Consider the following 20,841-nt stretch of genomic DNA (forward strand, 5'->3'; position numbering starts at 1 on the left):
AAAAAAATCTACAAGACGCGAGCACGGCAAAGGTTTAGCTTTAGGCGACCTTCCAAACGGGACGCGACGCCATGAACACCCAGCTGAGCCAGGGCAGCACCATCATTCCCGGCATGCGCTATCGCGATGCGCACGCCGCCATTGAATGGCTATGCAAGGCATTCGGTTTCGAAAAGCATGCTGTGTATGAGAACGAACACGGCCGCGTGATGCATGCGCAGCTGGTGTACGGCGGCGGCATGGTGATGCTTGGCGACGTCGATCCGGATGGTTTCGGCCAATACATCGCGCAGCCCGATGAGATCAACGGACGCGAAACACAGTGTGCGTGTGTGACAGTCAAGGATTGCAGAGCGCACTACGAGCGCGCCAAGACGGCGGGTGCGGAAATCATCGAGGACTATGCGGAGAAGGAGTATGGCGGTGCGGGTTATGCGTGCCGCGATCCGCAGGGGCATTTGTGGTGGTTCGGGAGTTACGACCCGTGGCAGGTCGCCTAGTTCGTAGGTTGGGGTGCGAACCCCAACGCTCTTGCGTTCGGGCAGAACACGTTGAGGTTCGCACCCCAACCTACGCGTTCGGGCCTCCCCTGCTACACGCAGGGGAGGGAACGGTCATAAGCGTCTTACGAACACTTCTCGTTCTTGGCAGCGTGATAACCCGCAGCCTGCGCATCCGCCGCGCTCATGTACTTGCCTTCCTTGGTCTTGCCGTACCACTTGCTGCCTTGGCAGTGATAGGTCTTGGTCTTGGAACCGGTGTTCACCCATACCTGGCCCGCACCGCCACCGGCGGCCGGCGCAGCGGCCAGTTCCGGCATCGCCTTCGTCTTGGTTGCAGCGGTAGGCGCAGCGGCGGGTGCTGCTGCAGGGGCAGCGGCCGGCGTGCTACTGGCAGCATTGCCAGCCGACTTGTCGATGCCCTTGTGGCCATGGCAGGCACCCTTGGTGGTGCTTACCGTCTGTGTGGTGCCGTCTTTGCAGTGCACCGTCATGCTGCCCGCAGCGGCGGGAGCTTCCTGTGCGAAAACCGGAGCCGCCATCAGTGCGGCGGCCAGTACTGCGATCAATCCGAACGATTTCATGTGAGTCCCTCCAGCGTTTGATTTGCCGAAAAAGGAAGCGCCGTCCGTGATGAACGGGGTTCCCCTATGTGTCGTCCCATTTCAGGACGACACCCCTAAGCGCCAATCACCGACAGCGCCCGCGGCGGCAACTATGCCTGAAAACAAGTCACCCAACATGACAGCCCGGTCGCGCTAATGGCTCTGGTTTACCTTCAGTTTCGCCTCGGCCTGCGGCCTCGCCACGGCGTACATCTGCCAGCTGATGTCCTTGAACAAGCCGAAGCGATCGTCGCCCACCTTGTACAAATCGAAGTGCGTGCGATCCGGAATGAAACGAATGTCGGAATGCGCGCCGAGGCCATCCAGCACCGTCTTCAGCCGATGCGCCGCACCATCCAGGTAGAACGTATCGGCGGTGCCTACATAAAGATGGATCTTGCCGTCCAGATCAGGCTTCAACGCCGGCCAATTCATTTGCAGGCGGTTGGCGATGTCGTAGTGATCGTGCCAGTACGCCACCACCTGCGGGTCGACATCACCGGTGTCGCGGTTGAACATCTGCTCCGGCCGGCCGTCCTTGCCGCGCGGCGAAAACACCCATTCGAATGAAGCCAGCTGTCCGCCGTACGGCCCCAGCACGCGCTCCATCTTTGCGAACTGCTCGAACGTGCCAACCACCTTGCCCTTGTCGCGCACCAGCGGCCACGGTGTGCCATCGGGCTTGTGATAGACGTTGGCATTCGGCGCATACAGATCCGGACCGGTGAAGTCGTGGAAATCACTGGGATCCGGCGACGTGGACCAGGTACCGCCGAAAATCTTCGGATAGCGCGTCTGCAACCACAGCGTGGCCCAACCGCCCGACGAGTGACCATTGAGGAAGCGTCCGTCGACGTCTGCATCCATGTGGTACTTCGATTCCAGATACGGGATCAGTTCGGTGGTCAGCGCCTGTCCCCACGGACCGTTGTTCACCGAATCGGCGAACTCATGCGTACCGGTGGCGCTGGATTCATCCAGGAACACCCAGATCATCGGCGGCATCTGGCCGCTGGCCATGCCTGCCTGCACGTAAGCCATCGGGCGCAGCAAGCGATCCTTGTTGCCGGTGAAGCCGTGCGTGAAATACACGGTCGGATAACGCGTGTTGGAAGACGCGTCATAGCCTGGCGGCAGCAACACGTAGCCATACATGTGGATGTCGCGTCCCCAGAACTGCGCCAACGCCGGGCTGGTGAAATCGATCGGCTGTGCCTGCTGATGCACGGCCTTTGCCGCATCGCGCAGGTTGGCCGGCATCGAATCCGGAATAGCCCACGGATCCTGCACCGGGACGGTAGCATCCAGCGTGAGAGTTGGAACGTCGCTAGCCGGCAGGTGCACGGTTGTCACGGCGCTGATCAAATCGCCGGCGTCGCGGCCGAGATAGTTGTAGTTGCGATGCACATCGAGCACGGCTTGCACTACATAGTCGCCAGCCGGGAGCTTTGACCATGCATCGGGAAAGGCGCGCATGTCCGCGTCCACGTCGATGGTCTGGCCCGGCACGAGCCGATCGACTTCCTGCGCGGCGATGGCCACTTGCTCAGGGAAGAACGGGTTAGCGTCGATTTCCGTCACCTTGCCGTCTTTTGCTTCGGATTTGGCTGCACTGGCTTGTTCGGCGAACAGCAGCAGGCGGCCCGAAACGGGTTGGGTTTCGTTGTTGGCGAGCTGGATGTGGAAGAAGCGGTGGGTGGAGGCAACCGGCGTTGCTTGCTGTGAGCATGCCGTCAGTAGGCTGAGGCTCAGTAGTGCACCGAGAACAAATGGACGTGTACGCAATGGAAGACTCCCGTTATGTATGTGCAAGCTGGAATGACGTGTAGGTTGGGGTGAGGCACAGCCGAATCCCAACGCCGCGCGTACATCACGCCTGTTGGGGTTCGCGTTCCGCTCACCCCAACCTACATCATGCCCATAATCCGCAAAGCTAATCCGCCTTCACCGGCGTCAAACGCAAATCCTGAAAATCAAAACTGAAATCCGTCAGCGGCGAAATCGGCTCCATGCGCACTTCGCGCACGTGGCCATCCACGTCCAGCGCAAAGTTGACGAACGCATCCGCATTCAAGGCGCGATCATCCCAGCGCACGGTAAAGGTGTCGTGCTGCCATGGCGTCATCGTGCCGATCAACTGCTTGGTCTTGCTGAAGCGCAAACGCAGCTTGCCGCCCTCGTTGCTGATGATGATGTCGCCATACCACGGATCGCGATACGTGCCGGCGTAACTGGCCAGCGGCAGCGAAGGTTTGCTCTTCGTGTCGCGCGCGGCTTCGTGCTTTTTCCAGCTTTCATCCGCATTGCCCTGCGCGTGTTTCACAGCCTTGTCGTACACCGCGACCCAATCCGTCTTGGTGCCTTGATTGAGATAGGCATCCAGCACGCGATACGTCACGGCATTGAACGCCGCGCCCGATTCCTGATTGGTCAATACCACTACACCCAGCTTCAAACCCGGCACCAAGGTGACGCGCGAAACCATGCCCGGCCAGCCGCCGGTATGCCAGGCGAGTTTCTGACCGTGGTAATCGCTCAAGAACCAGCCTTCGCCATAGCCGGAAAAATTCGGCATCAAGGGCTTCAATTCGGGGATCGATGGATCCTTGACCGGAATCGGCGTGAGCATCGTCCACATCTGGTTCTGGCTGTCCTGCGAGAACAGATGCTGCGGCTTGCCATCGCTGCCCACTGCGGAAAGCTCGCCGCCGTTGAGTTGCACATTCATCCATTTCGCCAGATCGTGCACGCTGGCGTAGATACCACCGGCGCCCGGATTATTCGTCCACGCCATGGGCGGTACCGGCTTCAGGTCCTTGAAGTTGTACAGCGCATGGCCGGTGGCGACATCCATGCCGGGTTTCAGATACGTCATGTCGACCAGCGATTCGTCCATGCCGACCGGCTTGAAGATGTGCTCGCGGATGAAATCGGCATAGCTCTGGCCGGAGACGTTTTCGATCACCAGCGTGGCGACGGCGAACAGGATGTTGTCGTACGCATAGTGGCTGCGAAAGCCATTGGCAATCGGCACCTTGGCCAGGTGCTGCACCACTTCCTTGGTGCTGTAGCCGGTCGGTGGCCAGTACAGCAGATCGCCTGCGCCAAGGCTCAAACCGCTGCGGTGCGCCAGCAGATCGCGCACGCGCATATCGTGCGTCACATACGGATCGGACATCTGGAACCATGGCAGGTAATCCGTCACGCGGCCATCCATGTCCAGCTTCTTTTGCTCGGCCAGCATCTGCAGTGCCGCCGCCGTGAACGCCTTGGTATTGGAGGCGATCGCGAACAACGTATGCGCATCCACCTTGTCCGGTTTGCCGGTTTCGCGCAAGCCGTAGCCTTGTTCCAGCACGACCTTGCCATCCTTGACGATCGCCACCGCGATGCCCGGTACGCTGAAGGTCTTGCGCGTGTCGTCCACGTAGGCGCCGAAGTCTTGCAGCATTGGCGGCAAAGCGGACTGTGCATCCGTGTTCGTTGCCGGTGCGGGCGGTGTTTGCCACGCTTGTGTGGAAGCGGCGAAAGCCAGCAAGGCGCAGCAGCCGGTAATGCGCAAGGACAAAAGCGGAAAAGGCATGGAGACTCCCCAGACGGCAAAGGCCGCAGTCTACCTTGGCGGGGCAAAGCCGCCATCTCGGATGGGTAGGTTGGGGTGCGAACCCCAACATGTCGTCCTTGCCGGCATCGCGATGTTGGGGTTCGCACCCCAACCTACGATCACCGCGCGCGATGCGCATCCAGCCACGGCCCCAGCGACACCTGCCAGATGTTGTTGCTGCCGTTATCCCAACTCTCCATCCGCGCCAGCGCCGCCTTGGCCTGTTGCTGGCTCAACGGAAAACTCAGCTCCGTTTGCCGGTCGCTGGTGTAATAGAGCGTGCGCCGGTCGGGCCCGATATGCGCGCCCCATTGGCTCCACTTGCCCGGCTTGCCATTGATGGCCTCGCCCAAATTGATCGGCGTGCCCCAATGATCGCCTTCGCGGAAGGCAATGTAGAAATCGCCCATGTCGCCGGCCTTGGCATTCTGGCTCAGATTGAACACCATGAAGGATTGATCGGGCGCAATCGCCGGATCATGCGTCGACGCCGAAGGATCGCCCACCGCTACCAGGGCAGCCGGTTGATACGCACCCTGCGCGAACGACGAGCTGTAGATATGCATCACGCCCTGCTCGTCCGGATGAATGAAATACAGGCTGCCATCCGCCGCGATGCTGGGCGCATAGGTGCGATCGCTGGCGTTGACTGCATCGGGCAGATGCACCGGTGTGCCCCAGCCATTGCCCTGGCGATCCACGCGCCACAAATGTCCGCCACGCCCCGGATAGACCTTGCCGTGCACCGTCGCCGACAACGCCTCGGCACCGGATTTCACCGGCCGGTTGGAGACGAACACCAGATACGAACCATCCGGCGACATGGCCGGATCGTGATCCAGCCACTGCCCCGAGAACGGCGCGATCACCGGCTTGGACCACACGCCATGCTCGCGCTTCGATACCAGGATCATCGAGCCGACGTCGAAATACACCGTGTCGCCATCCGGCGTAAACGCAGGACACGCTTCGCCTGCCGGTCCCGAAATCACGCCGGGCGCGAACACTTGGGGCTGCGCCATGGAAGCGTCCGTGGCGAACAACGAAGACACTGCGCCAAACATGCCGACTGCGATCATCCACCTCAAAGGCTTGCCGATCATTGCCGTAGTTTCCTGTGGGTTGAGTAGGCGCTATATAGGCTTAGGCGCAAGCCGCCGCATGTCCTTAAAGTCATTCCGGGCAGCGGGCATGCAGGCGCGCAACGCACTACACTGCGCGGATCGCCAACAAGGAGTCTGCGGTGTCTCTGTCTCGCTTCATCCCCCTGGTGCTGCTCGCCGCGTTGATCGGTGCGCTCGTGTTCTGGAACCGGCATGCCGCGCCGCCGGCCAGCATGGAGTCGCACGGCAACGTCACGCTGCCGGCCGTGGGGCACGACAACTGCCCGGCTGCACACACCAATCTGCCGGCCTTCATGCCGCCGGAAGCCTGCGTGACGCTCACCGCGATCCTGCAAGGCGGCCCGTTTCCCTATAGCCAGGATGGCGTGGTCTTCGGCAATTACGAAGGCTTGCTGCCGCCACAGCCGCGCGGCTACTACCACGAATACACGGTAGCCACGCCCGGCGCGCGCGACCGTGGCGCACGCCGCATCATCACCGGCGGCACGCCGCCCACGCTGTTCTATTACACCGACGATCACTACCGCAGCTTCAAGCCGTTCCAGGTGAACCGATGAGCGCAGAAGGCGCCCTGGATCTCACGCAAGCGAACGACGGCGGCGTGTATTTCGTCGACGCGGCCGACTTCGACGCCCTGGTTACCGCCGCCGAACAAGGCCAGCTATACGTATGCCGCGCCGATCTCGCCGGCTGCCACGACAAGGGCGAACTGTTGCGCCGCCTCGCCGCCACCCTCAACGTACCCAACGGCTTCGGCCAGAACTGGGATGCGTTGCTGGACACCCTGCGCGACCTGGAATGGCTGCACGGCGCAGGTCACGTGTTATTGCTTGATCACGCCAGCGATCTGCGCGAAGCGGTGCCAAAGGATTTCGATACCTTGCTGGCGATCCTGCACGAGTCGGCCCGCTTCGCCATCGACCAGCACCGCCCATTCTTCGCCTTTCTCAGCCTGCCCAAACACCCGATGGCCCTGCCCTCACACCGATGACCCAGCACATTGCCTTCGAACTCGACCGCGACTACGTGGAGCTCAATCAATTGCTCAAGCTGACGGGGCTGTGCGACAGCGGCGGACAAGGCAAGCAGATCGTTGCCAGCGGCGCGGTGTATGTGGATGGCGCGCAGGAGTTGCGCAAGACGTGCAAGATCCACGCGGGGCAAGTGGTGCAGTTGGAGGATGTAGAGATACGCGTAGTAGGCGTGTAACCCCAACTTCGCCGGACGTTACTCCCTCTCCCCCTCGGGGGGAGGGAATCGGTGCATGACAAGATGTAACTTCATCACACCATCAGGCGAATTGTAGACAGGTCCCCACGGAGCCACGCCATGCACGCCCGTCGTTTTGCTGCCCTGTTCTCCCTGCTCAGCCTGACCGCCTGCACCGCGACGGCCAGCAACGCGCCCTTCCCCAACCCCGCGAATGACGAACCCAAAACCACCACGCACGGCACCGAAACCGCGGTGCTTGCCGGTGGTTGTTTCTGGGGCATGCAATCGGTATTCGAACACGTGCGCGGCGTGCGCCAGGTATGGGCCGGCTACAGCGGCGGCGATGCCAATACTGCCCAGTACGATGTCGTCAGCGAAGGCAATACTGGTCATGCGGAGTCGGTAAAGATCGCTTTCGATCCTGCGGTGATCAGCTATGGGCAACTACTGAAAATCTACTTCGCCGTGGCGCACGATCCGACCACGCTCAACCGCCAAGGTCCGGATGCGGGCACGCAATACCGTTCGGAAATCTTCTACGCGAATGCGCAGCAGAAGAGCGTCGCGGAGTCGTACATCAAGCAGATCAATGCCGCCAAGGTGTTCGACGACAGCATCGTGACGCTGGTACAGCCGCTGACCGGTTTTTATCCCGCCGAAGACTACCACCAGGACTATGCGCGCAAGCATCCGGACAACCCGTACATCCTGATCAACGATGCGCCGAAGGTGGCCCATTTGAAGCAGCAGTTTCCGGGGATGTATCAGGATGAGCAGATGGTGGTGGATGTGCGGCTCTGAACTTTTTCTCCCTCCCCTGCTTGCAGGGGAGGGAGCGCATCACAGCAATGCATGCACCCCTTTACTCTACTTGGGCGGCACCAGCCGCAACCGCGATGGCTCATGCCGCGGATTGGGCGACAACATCCGCTCGATCTCCACCGGCGGCAAACCGCGCGCGTAGAAATAACCTTGCCCTTCCGCACACCCCGCACGCAGCAAGAATTCATGCTGCGCGGCCGTCTCGATGCCTTCGGCAATCGTGCACATTCCCAGGCTCTTGGCGATGGCGAGCATGGCCTCAACGATCGCCACGTCGTTCGCACTATCCGGCAGGTCGGTGACGAACGAGCGGTCGATCTTCAGATAATCGATACCGGACAACTTCAGATACGCCAGTGATGAATAACCGGTACCGAAATCATCGATGGCAATGCCGATGCCGAGCGCGTGCAGCGCATGCATGGTCTGCTCGGTCGCCTCGCCCAGACGCAGAATCGCGCTTTCGGTGATTTCGAACAGGACGCGCTTGGGCGAGATACCGCTGGCCTGCAGCGCCTGTTTCACACTGTCGAGAAAACCGGGATGCCCGAACGTGGCGGCGGATGCATTTACCGCAACGCGAATCGGCGGCAGTTTTGCCTGGTCCCACGCGCGAATCTGGTTGCACACGGCGCGCAAGGTCCAGGCATCGAGGCGCCGGATCAAGCCCAAGCTTTCCGCCAGCGGAATGAATTCGTCCGGCATCAGCTCGCCGCGTTCCGGGTGGCGCCAGCGGATCAGCGCTTCCACCGCCACGATGCGGCCAGTGCGCAATTCCACGCTGGGTTGGAACACGAGATGGAACTCGTCGCGGATCAATGCCTGGCGCAAATCGGCGCCGAGCATCAGGCGCATGCGCGCATCGGCGTGCATCAGCGGCGTGTAGAAGCGGAAGGTGTTGCGTTCCTGTGTCTTGGCGGCGTACATCGCCGCGTCGGCGTTGGCGATCAGCGTGACGGCATCGCTGCCATCGAGCGGATAGCCGGCAATACCGATACTCGCGCTCATCACGATTTCGTAGTCGCCGATCAGCATCGGCTCCGACAGGCTTTGCAGCAGGCGGCTGGCGAATTGCGCGGCCTGTTCGCGCGTGCGCAAACCGCCCAGCAGCACGGTGAATTCATCGCCGCCGATGCGACTGGCCACGTCGTTCTCGCCCAATTCGCGGCGGATGCGCTGCGCCACTTTCACCAGCAGGCGGTCACCGATGGCGTGACTGTAGCTGTCGTTGACGGCCTTGAAAGCATCCAGGTCCACAAACAACACCGCAGCCGCACCGTTGACGCGCGCCGCCGCCTCGATCGCCTGCGCGCTGTGGCGCTGGAATTCGCTGCGATTGGCCAGGCCCGTAAGCGGATCGTGCGCCACCATGTATTCCAGGCGCTGGCGATCGGCCTTGCTGCGCGTAATGTCGGTTATCACCGCCACATAGTGCTGCACACGCCCCTCGCCATTGCGGATCGCGCTGATACTGAGCAGCTCCGGATACGACGAACCATCCGACCGCCAGCTCTGCACCTCGCCCACCCAGTTGCCGCCTTCGGCCACCATGTCCCAGATGGAAGCGGGCAGCGGCGAGCCGTCCGGCATGCGGCGCAATTCGTCGAAACGGTGATGTTGCAGATACGGCAACGTGTAGCCGGTAATGCGCGTGTGTGCGGAGTTCACGGTGGTCACGCGCCGGTCCGCATCGGCAATGATCACGCCTTCGGCCACGCTGGCCAGCGCTTCGGCGGCAATGCGGCGCTCCTGTTCCATCGCGATACGGTCGGAAACGTCGCGCATGATCGCCTGGCGCACCGGCTGCGTGCCCCAGGTGGTGAGGCTGCTGTGCGTTTCCACGCTGCGGATCAGGCCATTGACCGCGCGCAGCAAGCCAATGGTGGAGGAACCCGCCGAACGCATGCTGCCTTCCACGAACAGATCATGGAAATGCAGGCCGACCAGTTCATGCGGCTCGCGTCCGGTCCAGGCACCGGCGGTGCGGTTGGCGCCCAGAATGCGGCCGTGCGCTTCGTCCACCATCACGATGGCGTCGGCGGCGCTGTCGAACAATTGGCGATAACGCTCTTCGGTGCCGCGAATGCCGGCCAGGATGCGTTGGGCCATGCGCACCCACAGCATGGACGCCAGCATGGCCGTCACCAGCACGCTGATGAACAACACGCGGCCCAGCCACGCGGCACCCAAGGCAATCTGCAAGGAGAAGTCGTCGCTGCGCGGTTCGACGTACGTATTCAATGCCTCGATGCGCGCACGTAGCCGCTCCATCTCCGCGAGCGGGGGATTGCCTTGCGCATACGCCTGCTGCAGTTGCTCGGCGATGCCGTTCAATTCTTCGATGGGTTTGTCGACCGAACGCCAATCACTCAGCGCGGGCCCGACATAGGGCAGCGACCTGAAATGATCAAGGATGAAGACCATGCCCGGGATGGCGGCAGGAATAACCCCGCCACGCTGGAATGCCGCGTAGACCGCATGCCGATCGTAGTGCCCGCTGTCGATGGCGTCGCGCGCCCAGCGGTCAGTACGCACCACATCATAATTGCGGCGAAAACTTTCGAGCCGGGCGGGGTCGCCGCTATGCGCATAGCCGGCCAGTTCGATCACCGACTGCTTTTGCGCTTTCGACCACAGGCTTTCGCCGTTCAAAAAACCAGCCAACGTGACCTGGACCTGGAGCGCCCCCCAGGTCAGGCACAAAACCAAGCCAACGACCGCCGCCAAGCCATATGCCAACGGCATAAGACGTCGTGACAGCGGTCGCTGCTTTGCATGATGGGCGGTACGCATCGTGCCCCTATCTTAGAGCCTGTCATCCACAGCCGAAAAACTGCCGATCTGACGTGTATCGCCCCACCTACTGCATTACTTAAGCGGCCGCTTCACTGGCCGACCATGGGTCGCGACGCACATCCAGACACCGATCCAGGGTAATCCTCATGCTTACGTAACTGCGCTTGACGCATTCCTGCAGGTACGCCACTTCATCCGGACGCGGGGACGTGCCCACTAACGTGCACACAATTTCCAGCGCCTCCCATGGATGAGTATCGTCATATGCCGCGTGAAGTTGAAGCCAACGCAGCGAGCCCGCGCGGGTGGCCTTGGGGAAGCTCTCCGTATAGGCCGCGCTGTCGTAAACCCATTGCGACCATTCCCCGGTTGCCCCTTCCACTGCGTAATTGGTAGCCAGCATGCCGGCTGCCAACGGACCACTGCGGCTTACCTCCTCACACCAGTTGGACAATGCGTCCGCTCCGTAGGGGGTGGTGCCGTTCAGAACCTCGGTTTGGGGCACCCCTGCTCCTTCGGCCCAGTTGAGCCAGTATTCGGCATGATTCTGCTCCACTCGGATGTTGCGTACCAGCCAGCGGCGGGCCATGTTCTCGCCCTGGCTACGGCCATAACGGGTTTTCAGCAAGTTGAGTGCCATATAGCCCGGAAAACGCTCAATCACGGGCCATACGCCTACCATGAAATCGCGCGTGCCTGCTGCATCCAGACGGTTCTCGCGCATCAGTGTCCACAGCTCATGCTTCACCACAGTCTGTTTGGTCGGTTCGCAAGCTGCTACCAGGTCTTGCGCCCAACGCGGATAGCTGGAGAGTTCGGTCAGCGAGCCGGTGCGTTCGAAATGTGCGTACATATGTGTGAGTCTCCACTTTGGTTACGGGTTTGTCTTGGCCCGGAATCGGGCCGACACCAGGCGCCGATTGGCTGCCTAGCCCCACCATAGTGAGCGCCCCGGTAAGCGGTTGCGACTTTTCCCCCTCGCCTGCGGCAGGACGTTGCTGCCGCGTTAAATGCGTGCTGGACGGCCATACTCGACCGCTGAAAGCGGGTGATTTCAGACATCGCGCTATGCCCAACAAAGGCGGCGACGACGCGTGCGGGCATGCCTGGCGGCATGCTCGCATTTTCCGCATCAATGCCAGTTGCGATGCGTTTTCGTACCCCAGGTGAACGACACACCGCGCAGCACTTCGCCGAACCTGGCCGAGCGCAGCGTGATGAAGTGTTCGTCCGCAGCGTCAGGCCGTCGGTTGCCGGCGACCACGGCAGACCGGTGACGGCGTTGTTGCCGGTGGGATCACCGTTCACCGTATGCGGCTGGCCGAGATTCAGGCCAGCCTGCAGCGCATTGAACACCCACGGGCCTAGCGGCTTGAAAGGCACCAGGTCCCGGCTTTCGCCGGGGCGACGATTAGAGAACGTCGGCTGGGATGCAATCCCAGCTTCGCCATGCATGGTAATGCTGGGATTTCTTCCCAGCCTACGCGTGGTTACGCGAGGCGCGTAAAGCCATCCGCGCTCCACGCTTCGCTGCCCACGCCGTGATGCACGAAGAACAACCCCTCCGGATCGTATTGGCGCTTCACCGCCGCCAGCCGCGGGTAATTCGCGCCCCAGAACGCGCGCTGCCAATCGTGCTGGAAATAATTGCTTTCCGAGACATATGCGCCAGCGTTCGGCGCCACCTTCAACAAGGCACTCATCGCACGCCCGACGGCGGCAGCTTCGTCGCGTGCCTTCGGTAGATCCGGATGGGCACCGGGCATGCCGGGATACGCAGGTGCGCCGTTCCCTGCAATGATCGCCAGCGCGAACGCATCGAGCACTTGCGGATTGGTGGCGATGTCGCGTGCGGCGGCAATGGCTTCCGGCGGCGCACCGGCCAGGCCTTTGTTGAAGTGGAATTCGACATCCCACTCGCGCGAGGACGCAAAGATCGCATCCACCAGCTGCGCCTGGTTTTCCTTGTGCAACAACGACGCCGGCATCCAGGCGGATTGATAGCTATGGATGAACCAGCCCACCTCTGCATGATCGCCTGCCCACAACATGTGATTGCGCGGCGCGCCGGCGCGATCATCGGGAACGATCGCACTCGGCAGGTGCTGGCGGAAATATTCTGCATCCCAAAAATGCTGCGCCGGCATCGCCAGGAACTGCGGCGGCTTGACGAACGTATAGTCGCTGCTCGCCCGCACCCAATCCAGAAACGGCTGCCACACCGCCTGCGCCTGTGGCTGGCTCAAGCCCTGGAACACCATCGCCAGATGCAGCACGTTGTCACCGCGAAAGCGCATCTGTTCGCCCCAATGCGGATTGAACAGATCGCTCTGATAAAAACGGATCGCCTCGGCGATCAAGGCACGATACGCCGCATCCGACGATGCCTTGATAGCACCGAACACCGCGCCGAAAAACTCCGGCAACGCATGCGTGCGCAAGGTTACGCGCGTAACCACGCCAAGACTGCCGCCACCGCCACCCTTGATGCCCCAGAACAGATCCGGATTCGTGCATGCGTTGGCAATGCGCACGTCGCCATCGGCCGTGACAATTTCCGCTTCGATCAACCCCGCCGCCGCCATGCCATAGCGCTTGGAGAAGCTGCCGAAGCCGCCGCTTTGAATCAACCCGGCCACGCCGACCGTGCAACAACCACCGCCCTGCACATAGCGCCCCGCGTGCGTGGTCACGGCATCGTAGGCATCGATCCACATCGCACCTGCTTGCACGCTCACTGCCGGTTGCGGTGCCTGCACACCGTCGCATCCGTGTGCAACGAAGTGATCGTGCAAGGTGATGGCATTCATGTGCCGCGTCCAGATCAACAGCGAATCCGGCGCATCGGAAGTGCCTTGGTAACTATGCCCGCCACCCTTCACCACCAGGCGCAGGCGATGCTTGCTGGCAAAGCGAACGGCAGCCGCCACGTCCGCCGCACTTTCCGCCGCCACGGCATAAGCGCTGGGGCGCGAGACCCACGCATCGGCCCAGCCGCTGGTCTGGGTCAGGCCCGGCTGGTCGCCGATGTAGAACGGATTCTTGATGTGCTTGAGCGCTTCCTCGCACGCCGCCTTGGAGGCGGTGAACGGCGATTGCGGTTGCAACAGGCGCCCGCCCACCGCGCGCTTCAGCTCATGCCATTGCGCCGGTGATGGCCAGCCGGCCTGGCCGGGACGCACCCGTGCATAAAGCTTGCCGTCTGCCGCCCGTGTCGATCCGATCGCGCCGGTCATCACGCCCGGCAGAAAGGGAATGGCCAATGCCGCTTTCAATAATTCGCGCCTGTTCATGTGTCCCGCTCCGGTGGGTGGAATGGGGCAACTGTGGGCGTGCGTTGGCGACGGGGCTATCGCAAAGGGATGTGTGGCGAGGGGTTAGGGATGAATGGCGGATGCGAGGGATGGAAACCTTGCGACGACGCTGAAAAAAGCGCCGTAGGCTGGGATGAAATCCCAGCACTGACATGCATGGTGATGCTGGGATTCCATCCCAGCCTATGGGGCGGCCAGCTTCGGCTAACTCAGCGCGCTCGCCGCGCCTCGTACGCCTTCAAATGCACGTAAGCCAAGCGCAAGGTCGGCGATGCCAGACCGGCCGCATCACCACGCGCCAGCAGATCGCCAATCACATGATCGGCCTCCACCGCATTGCCCTGTTCCAGGTCACGCAGCATCGAGGCACTCATGCTCGAGCCCTTTGCGGTCAGCATGCCGCGCGAGCGCTCCATAGCGGCGTCCTTCGGCGCGTGGCCATTCGCTTCGGCCACACGGCGGCATTCCTCCAGCAGATCGAGCACCGCCCGTTCGCCGCCTGGCGCCGCCACGATGTCGCCGATCGGCGCGCGCATCATGCAGGTGCTGCCAGCCAATGAGGCGAGGAACACCCACTTGTCCCACATGTCTTGCAGGATGCTGGTACTCAGGCGCGAATCGAAGCGCGCGCTCGCCATCGCCTCGGCGATACGTTCCACGCGCGGCGAACGGCTGCCGTCACGCTCGCCGAAGCTCAAGCCGGCGGTGGGACCAAGATGACGCACCACGCCTTCGGCATCCAATGTCGCCGGAATCACGCATTGGCCACCCAATACGTGCGCGGCGCCAAAACGCGCATCCAGCATGTCCAGATGCCGCATGCCATTGAGCAAAGGCAGGATGGCCGTCTGTTCACCCACGGCGGGCGCCATGTCTTCGATTGCCTGCGGCAGGTGGTAGGCCTTGCAACTCACGATGATCAGGTCGAACGTTTCGTTCAATGCATCGGCCTGCACCGTGCGTGGTGGCGGCAGGTCGAGGTCGCCTTGCGCGCTGTGAATCTGCACGCCGTTGCGCGCCAGCGTTTCTGCGCGCGCCTTGCGTACCAGAAAGGTGACGTCCTGCCCGTTCTCCAGCAAACGCCCGCCGAAATAGCCGCCGATCGCACCTGCACCCACCACCAATATCTTCATTGCCGTGACGCCTTCACTTGATCCAAACACTTCCCATCATGGGCACGCCAGGCGCTGATGCAAAGTGCCGCATGACGTTTATGTCATTTGCTGTCATTATGTTTGGAGCCTGCGCCAGGCTTTGGCATATCAGGGTTCATCCAGCGTGTTGAAACGCTCCGCACAGCACCGTTTTGTGGCATGGCTGGCCTTGGCCGCCATGGCGCTGATCGTGCTGATGCCGGTCATTTCGCGCGCCATGCCGATGGACATGGCGATGGGCGACATGGCCCCGTCCACCATCGACGCCGGCTGCGCCTTGCACGGCGCGCATGCGGATCACCATCATCAGCATGGCATGCCGGAGCATCCGGACGATCCCACCGCGCACTGCGGCTATTGCGTGCTGTTTTCGCATATGCCGGTGGTGGGGTTCGATACGCCGCTTATCTTGCCGCCGGTGCATCTCGCCTCGGCAACACCGCATACGGCGTTGCCATTCAACGTACCGGCCGCACCACCGCTGAGTGCACAACCACGCGGGCCACCGTTGATCATCAACGGCTGATGTAGCGGCGCCGCGCCGCTGCCTTGAATGTCGATGCATGCCGAAGGCTCGAACGTCTTCGTGCTTCTGCTCGTCATTCCGGCGAAAGCCGGAATCCAGTGAAAACATGCTGTGCGCAGCACACGACATTAAGGATGTTGTGTCCCGCGGATGCATTATTTGAACTGGATTCCGGCCTGCGCCGGAATGACGGCGTGAAGTTTCCGCCCGCATCGGCATCCCTTTGATTTCCTGCCGAACCGGCAAGGGCACTTCATCGCATTCCCCACATCTATGCGTCCAACTCTCCGCCCCCACGCATTGGCTGCGTTGCCATTCGCCGTGCTCGCTTCCTCCATCGCCATGGCCCAGGATGCAGCGACGACGAACGCGCACCTCTCATCAAAAAAACCCACCACGCTCACGCCGGTACGCGTCTCTGCCGCCACGCGCATACCGCTCGGATCCGATCCCAACTTTCCTGCGACCCAGGTAAGCGTTACCGCCGCGCAGCTTCATGCAACGGTCAATGCCATGGACGTAGAAGACGCCACCCGATACATGCCCAGCCTGTTCATGCGCAAGCGCAACATCGGCGATACCCAGGCCGTACTGGCCACGCGCGACTGGGGCGTCAATTCCAGCGCACGCACGCTGGTGTACGTAGATGACGTTCCGATCTCCGCACTGATCGGCAACAACAACACCAACAGCGCACCGCGCTGGGGCATGGTGTCGCCGGAGCAGATCAATCACGTCGACATGCTGTATGGGCCTTATTCGGCCGCCTACGCCGGCAATTCGATGGGCGGCGTGATGCATATCGTCACGCGCACACCGGATAAACCGGAAGTCACCATCCAGCAGACGGAAGCGCTGCAGACGTACAGCCTCTACAACACCAAGGGCAACTACAGCAGCAGCAAGACCAGCGTGACGGCAGGCGGACGCAATGGGAAATTCTCCTGGTTCGTCGGCGCCACCGGCCTCAACACGTTCAGCCAACCACTGAGCTACCTCACCAGTGCGGGCACACCTGCCGGCACCCACGGCACCATTCCGGCACGCAACAAAGTCGGCCAGCCGGCGAATGTGATCGGCGCGGGCGGCTTGCTGCATTCGCGCCAGCTCAACCTCAATGGCAAGCTCGCCTACGACATCACGCCGTGGTTGCAGGCCGCCTACTGGATCGGCTTCTGGAGCAATCATGGCCAGTCGCGCGTGCAGACCTATCTCACCCATCCGCAAGGTGCGCCGAGCTACGGCAAATCCTCCGCGTTCGCCAGCAACGATTATTTCCTGAGCGCCCATCACTTGATGCAAGCGCTATCGCTAAAGACGGATACGCGAAGCGATTTCGACGGCGAACTGGTACTCACGCACTACGACTACATCAAGGACAACCAGTGGTCGCCGGCGGGTGTCGGCAGCGGCGCCACGTTTACACCCAATGGATTGTTGGCCAGCTACGGCGGCACCAACTGGTCCACCGCCGATCTGAAAGGCATCTGGCGGCCGCAAGGCTATGGCGGCGCGCATGAAATTTCGGCTGGCGCACACGCCGATGAGTACACGCTCGCCAATCCCACCTACAACCTCAGCGCGTGGCAGGACCCGTCGAGCGTAACGAGCCTGTACGCCTCCGGCCGCGGCAAGACCGCCACCCACGCATTGTGGATTCAGGACGCCTGGCAGATCGCACCCGACTGGCTCGCCACGGTCGGCGGCCGCTATGAAAAGTGGCGCGCCATGGACGGCTTCAACTTCAGCGGCAAGACCGCGGTGTATCAGCCCGGCGAACACGCCACGGCGTTCTCGCCGAAGGCCACGTTGCGATGGGATATCTCGCCCACCTGGCGCATGACCGGTTCGGCCGCGAAAGCGGTGCGTTTTCCCACCGTGTCGGAGCTGTATCAACTGGTCGCCACCGGCGCCACGTTCGCCTCGCCCAATCCGAACCTGAAACCGGAGCGCGATCTCAGCGGCGAACTGGCCGTCGAGCATGCCTTGGACGATGGCTACCTGCGCATGTCGCTGTTTCAGGAAAACACGCGCAACGCGATGATCAACCAGACATCCACCTTGCCCAACTACGCCGTGCCAGTGACCTTCGTCAGTAACGTCGGCGCCGTACGTAACCGCGGCATCGAACTGGTGGCCGATCACGACAACGTGCTGATCCAGGGATTGGAATTGTCGGGCAGCGTGACCTTCGTCGATTCCACCATTCTTTCCAACGACGCCTTCGCCAGCAGCACCGGCACCACCTCCGACGGCAAGCACGTACCCTACGTGCCGCGCTGGCGCGCCACGGCTCTGGCCACCTATCGCCCTACGCCTGCATGGACCTTCACCTTGGCCGGCCGCTACAGCGGCAAGCAGTACTCGACCATGGATAACACCGACAACACCGAGAACGTGTTCGGTGCGTTCGATACCTTCGTGGTGTTCGACCTGCATGTGACTTATCAGATCAGCGAGCAGCTATCGGCCTCGTTCGGCGTCGACAACCTCAACAATCGCCAGTACTTCCTCTATCACCCGTTCCCGCAGCGCACCTATGTCGGCAATCTCACCTTCAAGCTCTGAGCGGCGCGGCGTGCATCGCCTGATCTGGCGCTGGCATTTCTATGCCGGATTGTTCTGCCTGCCGTTCGTGTTGTGGCTGGCGATCACCGGCATGATCTATCTGTTCAAGCCACAGTTGGAACCATGGCTGGAGCGGCACTATGCACACGTCACGCACGCGGCGGCACAACCGCCTTCCGCGCAAGTGGCGGCAGCGTTGCGCGCGGTGCCGGGTTCGGTGCTCAACGCCTATGTGCTGCCCGAATCGCCCGAAACGGCCGCGCGCATCCTGCTGGGTCGCGGCAGCGAGTTGATTCGCGTGTTCGTCAATCCATCCACGCTGCAGGTGCTTGACGTCGTGCGCGAGAACGATCGCTTCATGCGCGTGGTGTTCTATCTGCATGGCGAACTGCTGCTGGGACGCGGCGGTTCCATGCTGGTGGAACTCGCGGCATCGTGGACCATCCTGATGCTGCTTAGCGGCTTGTATCTATGGTGGCCACGCAACGCCCGCCTGGGCGGCGCACTTTATCCACGCCTGCGGCACGGACGGCGCGTGTTCTGGCGCGACCTGCATGCAGTAACGGGCTTATGGATTTCGCTGTTCGCGTTGTTCCTGCTGCTATCCGGCCTGCCGTGGACCACCACCTGGGGCGGCACGCTGCGTTCGCTACGCCATACGTTTGCGGCCAACACTGCATCGCAAGACTGGACGACCGGCGGCGCCTCGGAGCATGCGCAGATCAAGCAGGAGAACACCGCACCTGACGAACATGCCGGCATGAACATGCCAGGCATGGACATGAGCCATATGTCCATGCCGGTCGACTATGCACCACTCGATCGCCTGGTTCCCATGGCCGCTGCCCAGCACTTGGCACCGCCCGTGCTGATCGCGCCACCTTCGCAACGTTCGCCACATTGGACGGCGCGCTCGGATACCGACGATCGTCCACGCCGCAGCGATGTAACGTTCGATGCCGACACCGGTGCGGTGTTGCAGCGTTCTTCATTTGCGCAGAAGCCATGGCTCGACCGCATCATCGGTTATGGCGTCGCCATTCACGAAGGTGTGTTGTTTCCACCGCTCAATCAGATCCTGGGTGTGTTCACGGCGCTGGGTTTGATCACCTTGTGCACCAGCGCCGCAGTGATGTGGTGGCGTCGTCGCCCCGCCGGGGTTTTAGGCGCGCCGTCGGCGGCCGATCGCCGTTATCCGTATGGATTGATCGGCGCGCTTGTGGTGTTAGCGCTGCTGTTGCCGCTGTTTGGTGTGTCGATGGTGCTGGTGTGGGTGATCGAGCGGCATGTCTTGCGGCGCTCCCCGCGCGCCAGCGCATTCCTGGGCCTGTAGGTTGGGGTGCGAACCCCAACGTCGCCATGCGTGCAAGACCGAGATGTTGGGGTTCGCACCCCAACCTACGGCAAGCTCCAGCCTGCGCGCCCTCTCAAATCCGCAGACAGCGCAAAAAAAACGGTGCAAGATACCTGTCGCTGACTGCACCTTGCGAGGTGATCATCATGCCCACGTCACGCCTCTTCGCCAGCGCCCTGCTCGGCCTGAGTTTCATCACAGGCGCCCGTGCAACCGACAACACCGCCTTCACCGTGGCGCAACAGAACGACAGCGGCCAGCCCCTGGTTTTCCAAAGCACCGCCGCACTGAGGAAAGGCGATGTCATCAAGGTGTACGCCTCCAACGCGCAGCCAGTGCTGATACTGCAAGTAGCCATGTGCGACGAAAGCTGCCTGCATCCACGCGTGGTCAAGACACTCCCGCTCACCGCTTACTACGCAGGCCAATCGAGCAGCAGCCAGCAATTCGTGCTGCCGGAAGATGGCCAGGTTTCCTTCTGGGTGCAGCGCCTTGGCGACCTGCCCAGCGCGCCCCTCAATGCGCATAGCGGACCATGGTCCGTCCAATTCGTCGATCCGTTCCTGCGCTTTGCCAGCCAGTCGCCACCGTCCACATCGGCGCAGCCAATGGCACCTAGTGCGTTCTCGCTCAACGACAACACATTGCGTGCACGTTTCTTCCATCGCACGTTCGTAACGGTCAGTCTGGCCGATGCGAGTCCGTAATGCGTAAACAACGCAGCAAGCACCTTCTGCATGCTTTCGCCCTGCTGATGCTGCCGACCGGCGCGGCGTGCGCCTGGCAATCGTCGGCTTCTTTAGCCATCCAAAGTGCCAGCTTTACCGACGGCGGCAACATGCCGGCCAAACTCAGCTGCGACGGCGCGAACCTGTCGCCGGAGATTCGCTTGCCCGCGCCGCCCACCGGCACGCGCAGCTTCGCAATCGTGGTGATGGACCCGGATGCGCCGCTCGCGTTCGCGCATTGGCTGGCGTATGGCATTCCCGCGGATATACGTGAGTTGCCCGAGGGTGCGTCGACCTCGTCGCACCGGCTCGAACATGCGGTGGAAGGCGTCAACAGCTTCGGCCATGTGGGCTACGGCGGCTCCTGCCCGCCTTCGGGTACAACACATCACTATGTGTTTCACATCTACGCGTTGGATACCACGCCTGCGCTGCCATCCGGCGCCGATGCACAACAGGTCAATGCCGCCATCCAGGGCCATGTGCTCGCGGAAGGTCGTATCACCGGCCTGTATACGCGCAGCTGAACTCGCA

General features: G+C 61.9%; 18 protein-coding genes. 10 read left to right on the forward strand and 8 right to left on the reverse strand.

The window, feature by feature from the left end; translation table 11 throughout:
• Nucleotides 1-71 precede the first annotated feature (71 nt).
• Nucleotides 72-500: a VOC family protein gene (locus VJR68_RS18805; protein WP_324150160.1), complete on the forward strand. Its 429-nt coding sequence runs from the start codon at nucleotides 72-74 to the stop codon at nucleotides 498-500.
• 125 nt (nucleotides 501-625) lie between these two features.
• On the opposite strand, the gene VJR68_RS18810 is transcribed toward VJR68_RS18805, so the two are convergent.
• From VJR68_RS18810 to VJR68_RS18825, 4 genes are all read right to left on the reverse strand, one after another.
• A complete protein-coding gene (locus VJR68_RS18810) occupies nucleotides 626-1,084 on the reverse strand; it encodes a hypothetical protein (RefSeq protein WP_324150162.1) in 459 nt (152 codons plus the stop codon).
• A 174-nt stretch (nucleotides 1,085-1,258) separates the two neighbouring features.
• A complete protein-coding gene (locus tag VJR68_RS18815; RefSeq protein ID WP_414647818.1) occupies nucleotides 1,259-2,890 on the reverse strand; it encodes an alpha/beta hydrolase in 1,632 nt (543 codons plus the stop codon).
• Between the two features lie 148 nt (nucleotides 2,891-3,038).
• Nucleotides 3,039-4,688, reverse strand: coding sequence for a serine hydrolase (locus VJR68_RS18820; protein WP_324150163.1), 1,650 nt, complete (start codon nucleotides 4,686-4,688; stop codon nucleotides 3,039-3,041).
• A 140-nt stretch (nucleotides 4,689-4,828) separates the two neighbouring features.
• The gene (locus tag VJR68_RS18825; protein WP_324150165.1) at nucleotides 4,829-5,731 is read right to left on the reverse strand and encodes a hypothetical protein; all 903 of its coding nucleotides are present in this window, start codon (nucleotides 5,729-5,731) and stop codon (nucleotides 4,829-4,831) included.
• A 227-nt stretch (nucleotides 5,732-5,958) separates the two neighbouring features.
• On the opposite strand from VJR68_RS18825, the gene VJR68_RS18830 reads away from it, so the two are divergent.
• The 4 genes from VJR68_RS18830 (at nucleotide 5,959) to msrA (ending at nucleotide 7,846) form a co-directional block, all read left to right on the forward strand.
• Complete coding sequence (locus VJR68_RS18830; protein ID WP_324150186.1) at nucleotides 5,959-6,390, forward strand: ribonuclease domain-containing protein; 432 nt, start codon at nucleotides 5,959-5,961, stop codon at nucleotides 6,388-6,390.
• Complete coding sequence (locus VJR68_RS18835; RefSeq protein ID WP_324150166.1) at nucleotides 6,387-6,824, forward strand: barstar family protein; 438 nt, start codon at nucleotides 6,387-6,389, stop codon at nucleotides 6,822-6,824. Before VJR68_RS18830 ends, VJR68_RS18835 begins: the two co-directional genes overlap by 4 nt.
• Complete coding sequence (locus tag VJR68_RS18840) at nucleotides 6,821-7,042, forward strand: RNA-binding S4 domain-containing protein (protein WP_324150167.1); 222 nt, start codon at nucleotides 6,821-6,823, stop codon at nucleotides 7,040-7,042. Before VJR68_RS18835 ends, VJR68_RS18840 begins: the two co-directional genes overlap by 4 nt.
• A 120-nt stretch (nucleotides 7,043-7,162) precedes the next feature.
• Entirely contained in the window at nucleotides 7,163-7,846 is a 684-nt protein-coding gene (msrA, locus tag VJR68_RS18845; RefSeq protein WP_324150169.1) for a peptide-methionine (S)-S-oxide reductase MsrA, read from the forward strand.
• A 66-nt stretch (nucleotides 7,847-7,912) separates the two neighbouring features.
• Here msrA and VJR68_RS18850 read toward each other — a convergent pair whose 3' ends face one another.
• From VJR68_RS18850 to panE, 4 genes are all read right to left on the reverse strand, one after another.
• The gene (locus VJR68_RS18850; RefSeq protein WP_324150170.1) at nucleotides 7,913-10,519 is read right to left on the reverse strand and encodes a putative bifunctional diguanylate cyclase/phosphodiesterase; all 2,607 of its coding nucleotides are present in this window, start codon (nucleotides 10,517-10,519) and stop codon (nucleotides 7,913-7,915) included.
• Between the two features lie 220 nt (nucleotides 10,520-10,739).
• Nucleotides 10,740-11,516 carry a TenA family transcriptional regulator gene (locus VJR68_RS18855; RefSeq protein ID WP_324150171.1) on the reverse strand — a complete coding sequence of 259 codons (777 nt, stop codon included), beginning with the start codon at nucleotides 11,514-11,516 and terminating at the stop codon, nucleotides 10,740-10,742.
• Nucleotides 11,517-12,153: 637 nt separating this feature from the next.
• Nucleotides 12,154-13,956 carry an FAD-binding oxidoreductase gene (locus VJR68_RS18860; RefSeq protein WP_324150172.1) on the reverse strand — a complete coding sequence of 601 codons (1,803 nt, stop codon included), beginning with the start codon at nucleotides 13,954-13,956 and terminating at the stop codon, nucleotides 12,154-12,156.
• Between the two features lie 230 nt (nucleotides 13,957-14,186).
• A complete protein-coding gene (gene panE, locus VJR68_RS18865) occupies nucleotides 14,187-15,110 on the reverse strand; it encodes a 2-dehydropantoate 2-reductase (protein WP_324150174.1) in 924 nt (307 codons plus the stop codon).
• A gap of 145 nt (nucleotides 15,111-15,255) precedes the next feature.
• On the opposite strand from panE, the gene VJR68_RS18870 reads away from it, so the two are divergent.
• From VJR68_RS18870 to VJR68_RS18890, 5 genes are all read left to right on the forward strand, one after another.
• On the forward strand, nucleotides 15,256-15,657 hold the full coding sequence (locus tag VJR68_RS18870; protein WP_324150175.1) for a DUF2946 domain-containing protein: 402 nt from the start codon (nucleotides 15,256-15,258) through the stop codon (nucleotides 15,655-15,657).
• A gap of 273 nt (nucleotides 15,658-15,930) precedes the next feature.
• Nucleotides 15,931-18,225 carry a TonB-dependent receptor gene (locus VJR68_RS18875; protein WP_324150177.1) on the forward strand — a complete coding sequence of 765 codons (2,295 nt, stop codon included), beginning with the start codon at nucleotides 15,931-15,933 and terminating at the stop codon, nucleotides 18,223-18,225.
• Nucleotides 18,197-19,558: a PepSY domain-containing protein gene (locus tag VJR68_RS18880; RefSeq protein ID WP_324150178.1), complete on the forward strand. Its 1,362-nt coding sequence runs from the start codon at nucleotides 18,197-18,199 to the stop codon at nucleotides 19,556-19,558. The genes VJR68_RS18875 and VJR68_RS18880 overlap by 29 nt, the downstream gene beginning before the upstream one ends.
• A gap of 167 nt (nucleotides 19,559-19,725) precedes the next feature.
• Complete coding sequence (locus VJR68_RS18885) at nucleotides 19,726-20,286, forward strand: hypothetical protein (RefSeq protein ID WP_324150179.1); 561 nt, start codon at nucleotides 19,726-19,728, stop codon at nucleotides 20,284-20,286.
• Complete coding sequence (locus tag VJR68_RS18890; protein ID WP_324150180.1) at nucleotides 20,286-20,834, forward strand: YbhB/YbcL family Raf kinase inhibitor-like protein; 549 nt, start codon at nucleotides 20,286-20,288, stop codon at nucleotides 20,832-20,834. The genes VJR68_RS18885 and VJR68_RS18890 overlap by 1 nt, the downstream gene beginning before the upstream one ends.
• Nucleotides 20,835-20,841: the final 7 nt, after the last annotated feature.

Source organism: Dyella sp., from assembly GCF_035277725.1.
In the GTDB taxonomy this organism is placed as follows: Bacteria; Pseudomonadota; Gammaproteobacteria; order Xanthomonadales; family Rhodanobacteraceae; genus Dyella_B.

What these genes read in the sequence shown, in the direction of transcription:
- VJR68_RS18805 (WP_324150160.1), top strand. Translation starts at nt 72, where the DNA reads ATGAACACCCAGCTGAGCCAGGGCAGCACCATCATTCCCGGCATGCGC.
- VJR68_RS18810 (WP_324150162.1), bottom strand. Translation starts at nt 1,084, where the DNA reads ATGAAATCGTTCGGATTGATCGCAGTACTGGCCGCCGCACTGATGGCG.
- VJR68_RS18820 (WP_324150163.1), bottom strand. Translation starts at nt 4,688, where the DNA reads ATGCCTTTTCCGCTTTTGTCCTTGCGCATTACCGGCTGCTGCGCCTTG.
- VJR68_RS18825 (WP_324150165.1), bottom strand. Translation starts at nt 5,731, where the DNA reads ATGGCGCAGCCCCAAGTGTTCGCGCCCGGCGTGATTTCGGGACCGGCA.
- VJR68_RS18835 (WP_324150166.1), top strand. Translation starts at nt 6,387, where the DNA reads ATGAGCGCAGAAGGCGCCCTGGATCTCACGCAAGCGAACGACGGCGGC.
- VJR68_RS18840 (WP_324150167.1), top strand. Translation starts at nt 6,821, where the DNA reads ATGACCCAGCACATTGCCTTCGAACTCGACCGCGACTACGTGGAGCTC.
- msrA (WP_324150169.1), top strand. Translation starts at nt 7,163, where the DNA reads ATGCACGCCCGTCGTTTTGCTGCCCTGTTCTCCCTGCTCAGCCTGACC.
- VJR68_RS18855 (WP_324150171.1), bottom strand. Translation starts at nt 11,516, where the DNA reads ATGTACGCACATTTCGAACGCACCGGCTCGCTGACCGAACTCTCCAGC.
- VJR68_RS18860 (WP_324150172.1), bottom strand. Translation starts at nt 13,956, where the DNA reads ATGAACAGGCGCGAATTATTGAAAGCGGCATTGGCCATTCCCTTTCTG.
- panE (WP_324150174.1), bottom strand. Translation starts at nt 15,110, where the DNA reads ATGAAGATATTGGTGGTGGGTGCAGGTGCGATCGGCGGCTATTTCGGC.
- VJR68_RS18875 (WP_324150177.1), top strand. Translation starts at nt 15,931, where the DNA reads ATGCGTCCAACTCTCCGCCCCCACGCATTGGCTGCGTTGCCATTCGCC.
- VJR68_RS18880 (WP_324150178.1), top strand. Translation starts at nt 18,197, where the DNA reads ATGTCGGCAATCTCACCTTCAAGCTCTGAGCGGCGCGGCGTGCATCGC.
- VJR68_RS18885 (WP_324150179.1), top strand. Translation starts at nt 19,726, where the DNA reads ATGCCCACGTCACGCCTCTTCGCCAGCGCCCTGCTCGGCCTGAGTTTC.
- VJR68_RS18890 (WP_324150180.1), top strand. Translation starts at nt 20,286, where the DNA reads ATGCGTAAACAACGCAGCAAGCACCTTCTGCATGCTTTCGCCCTGCTG.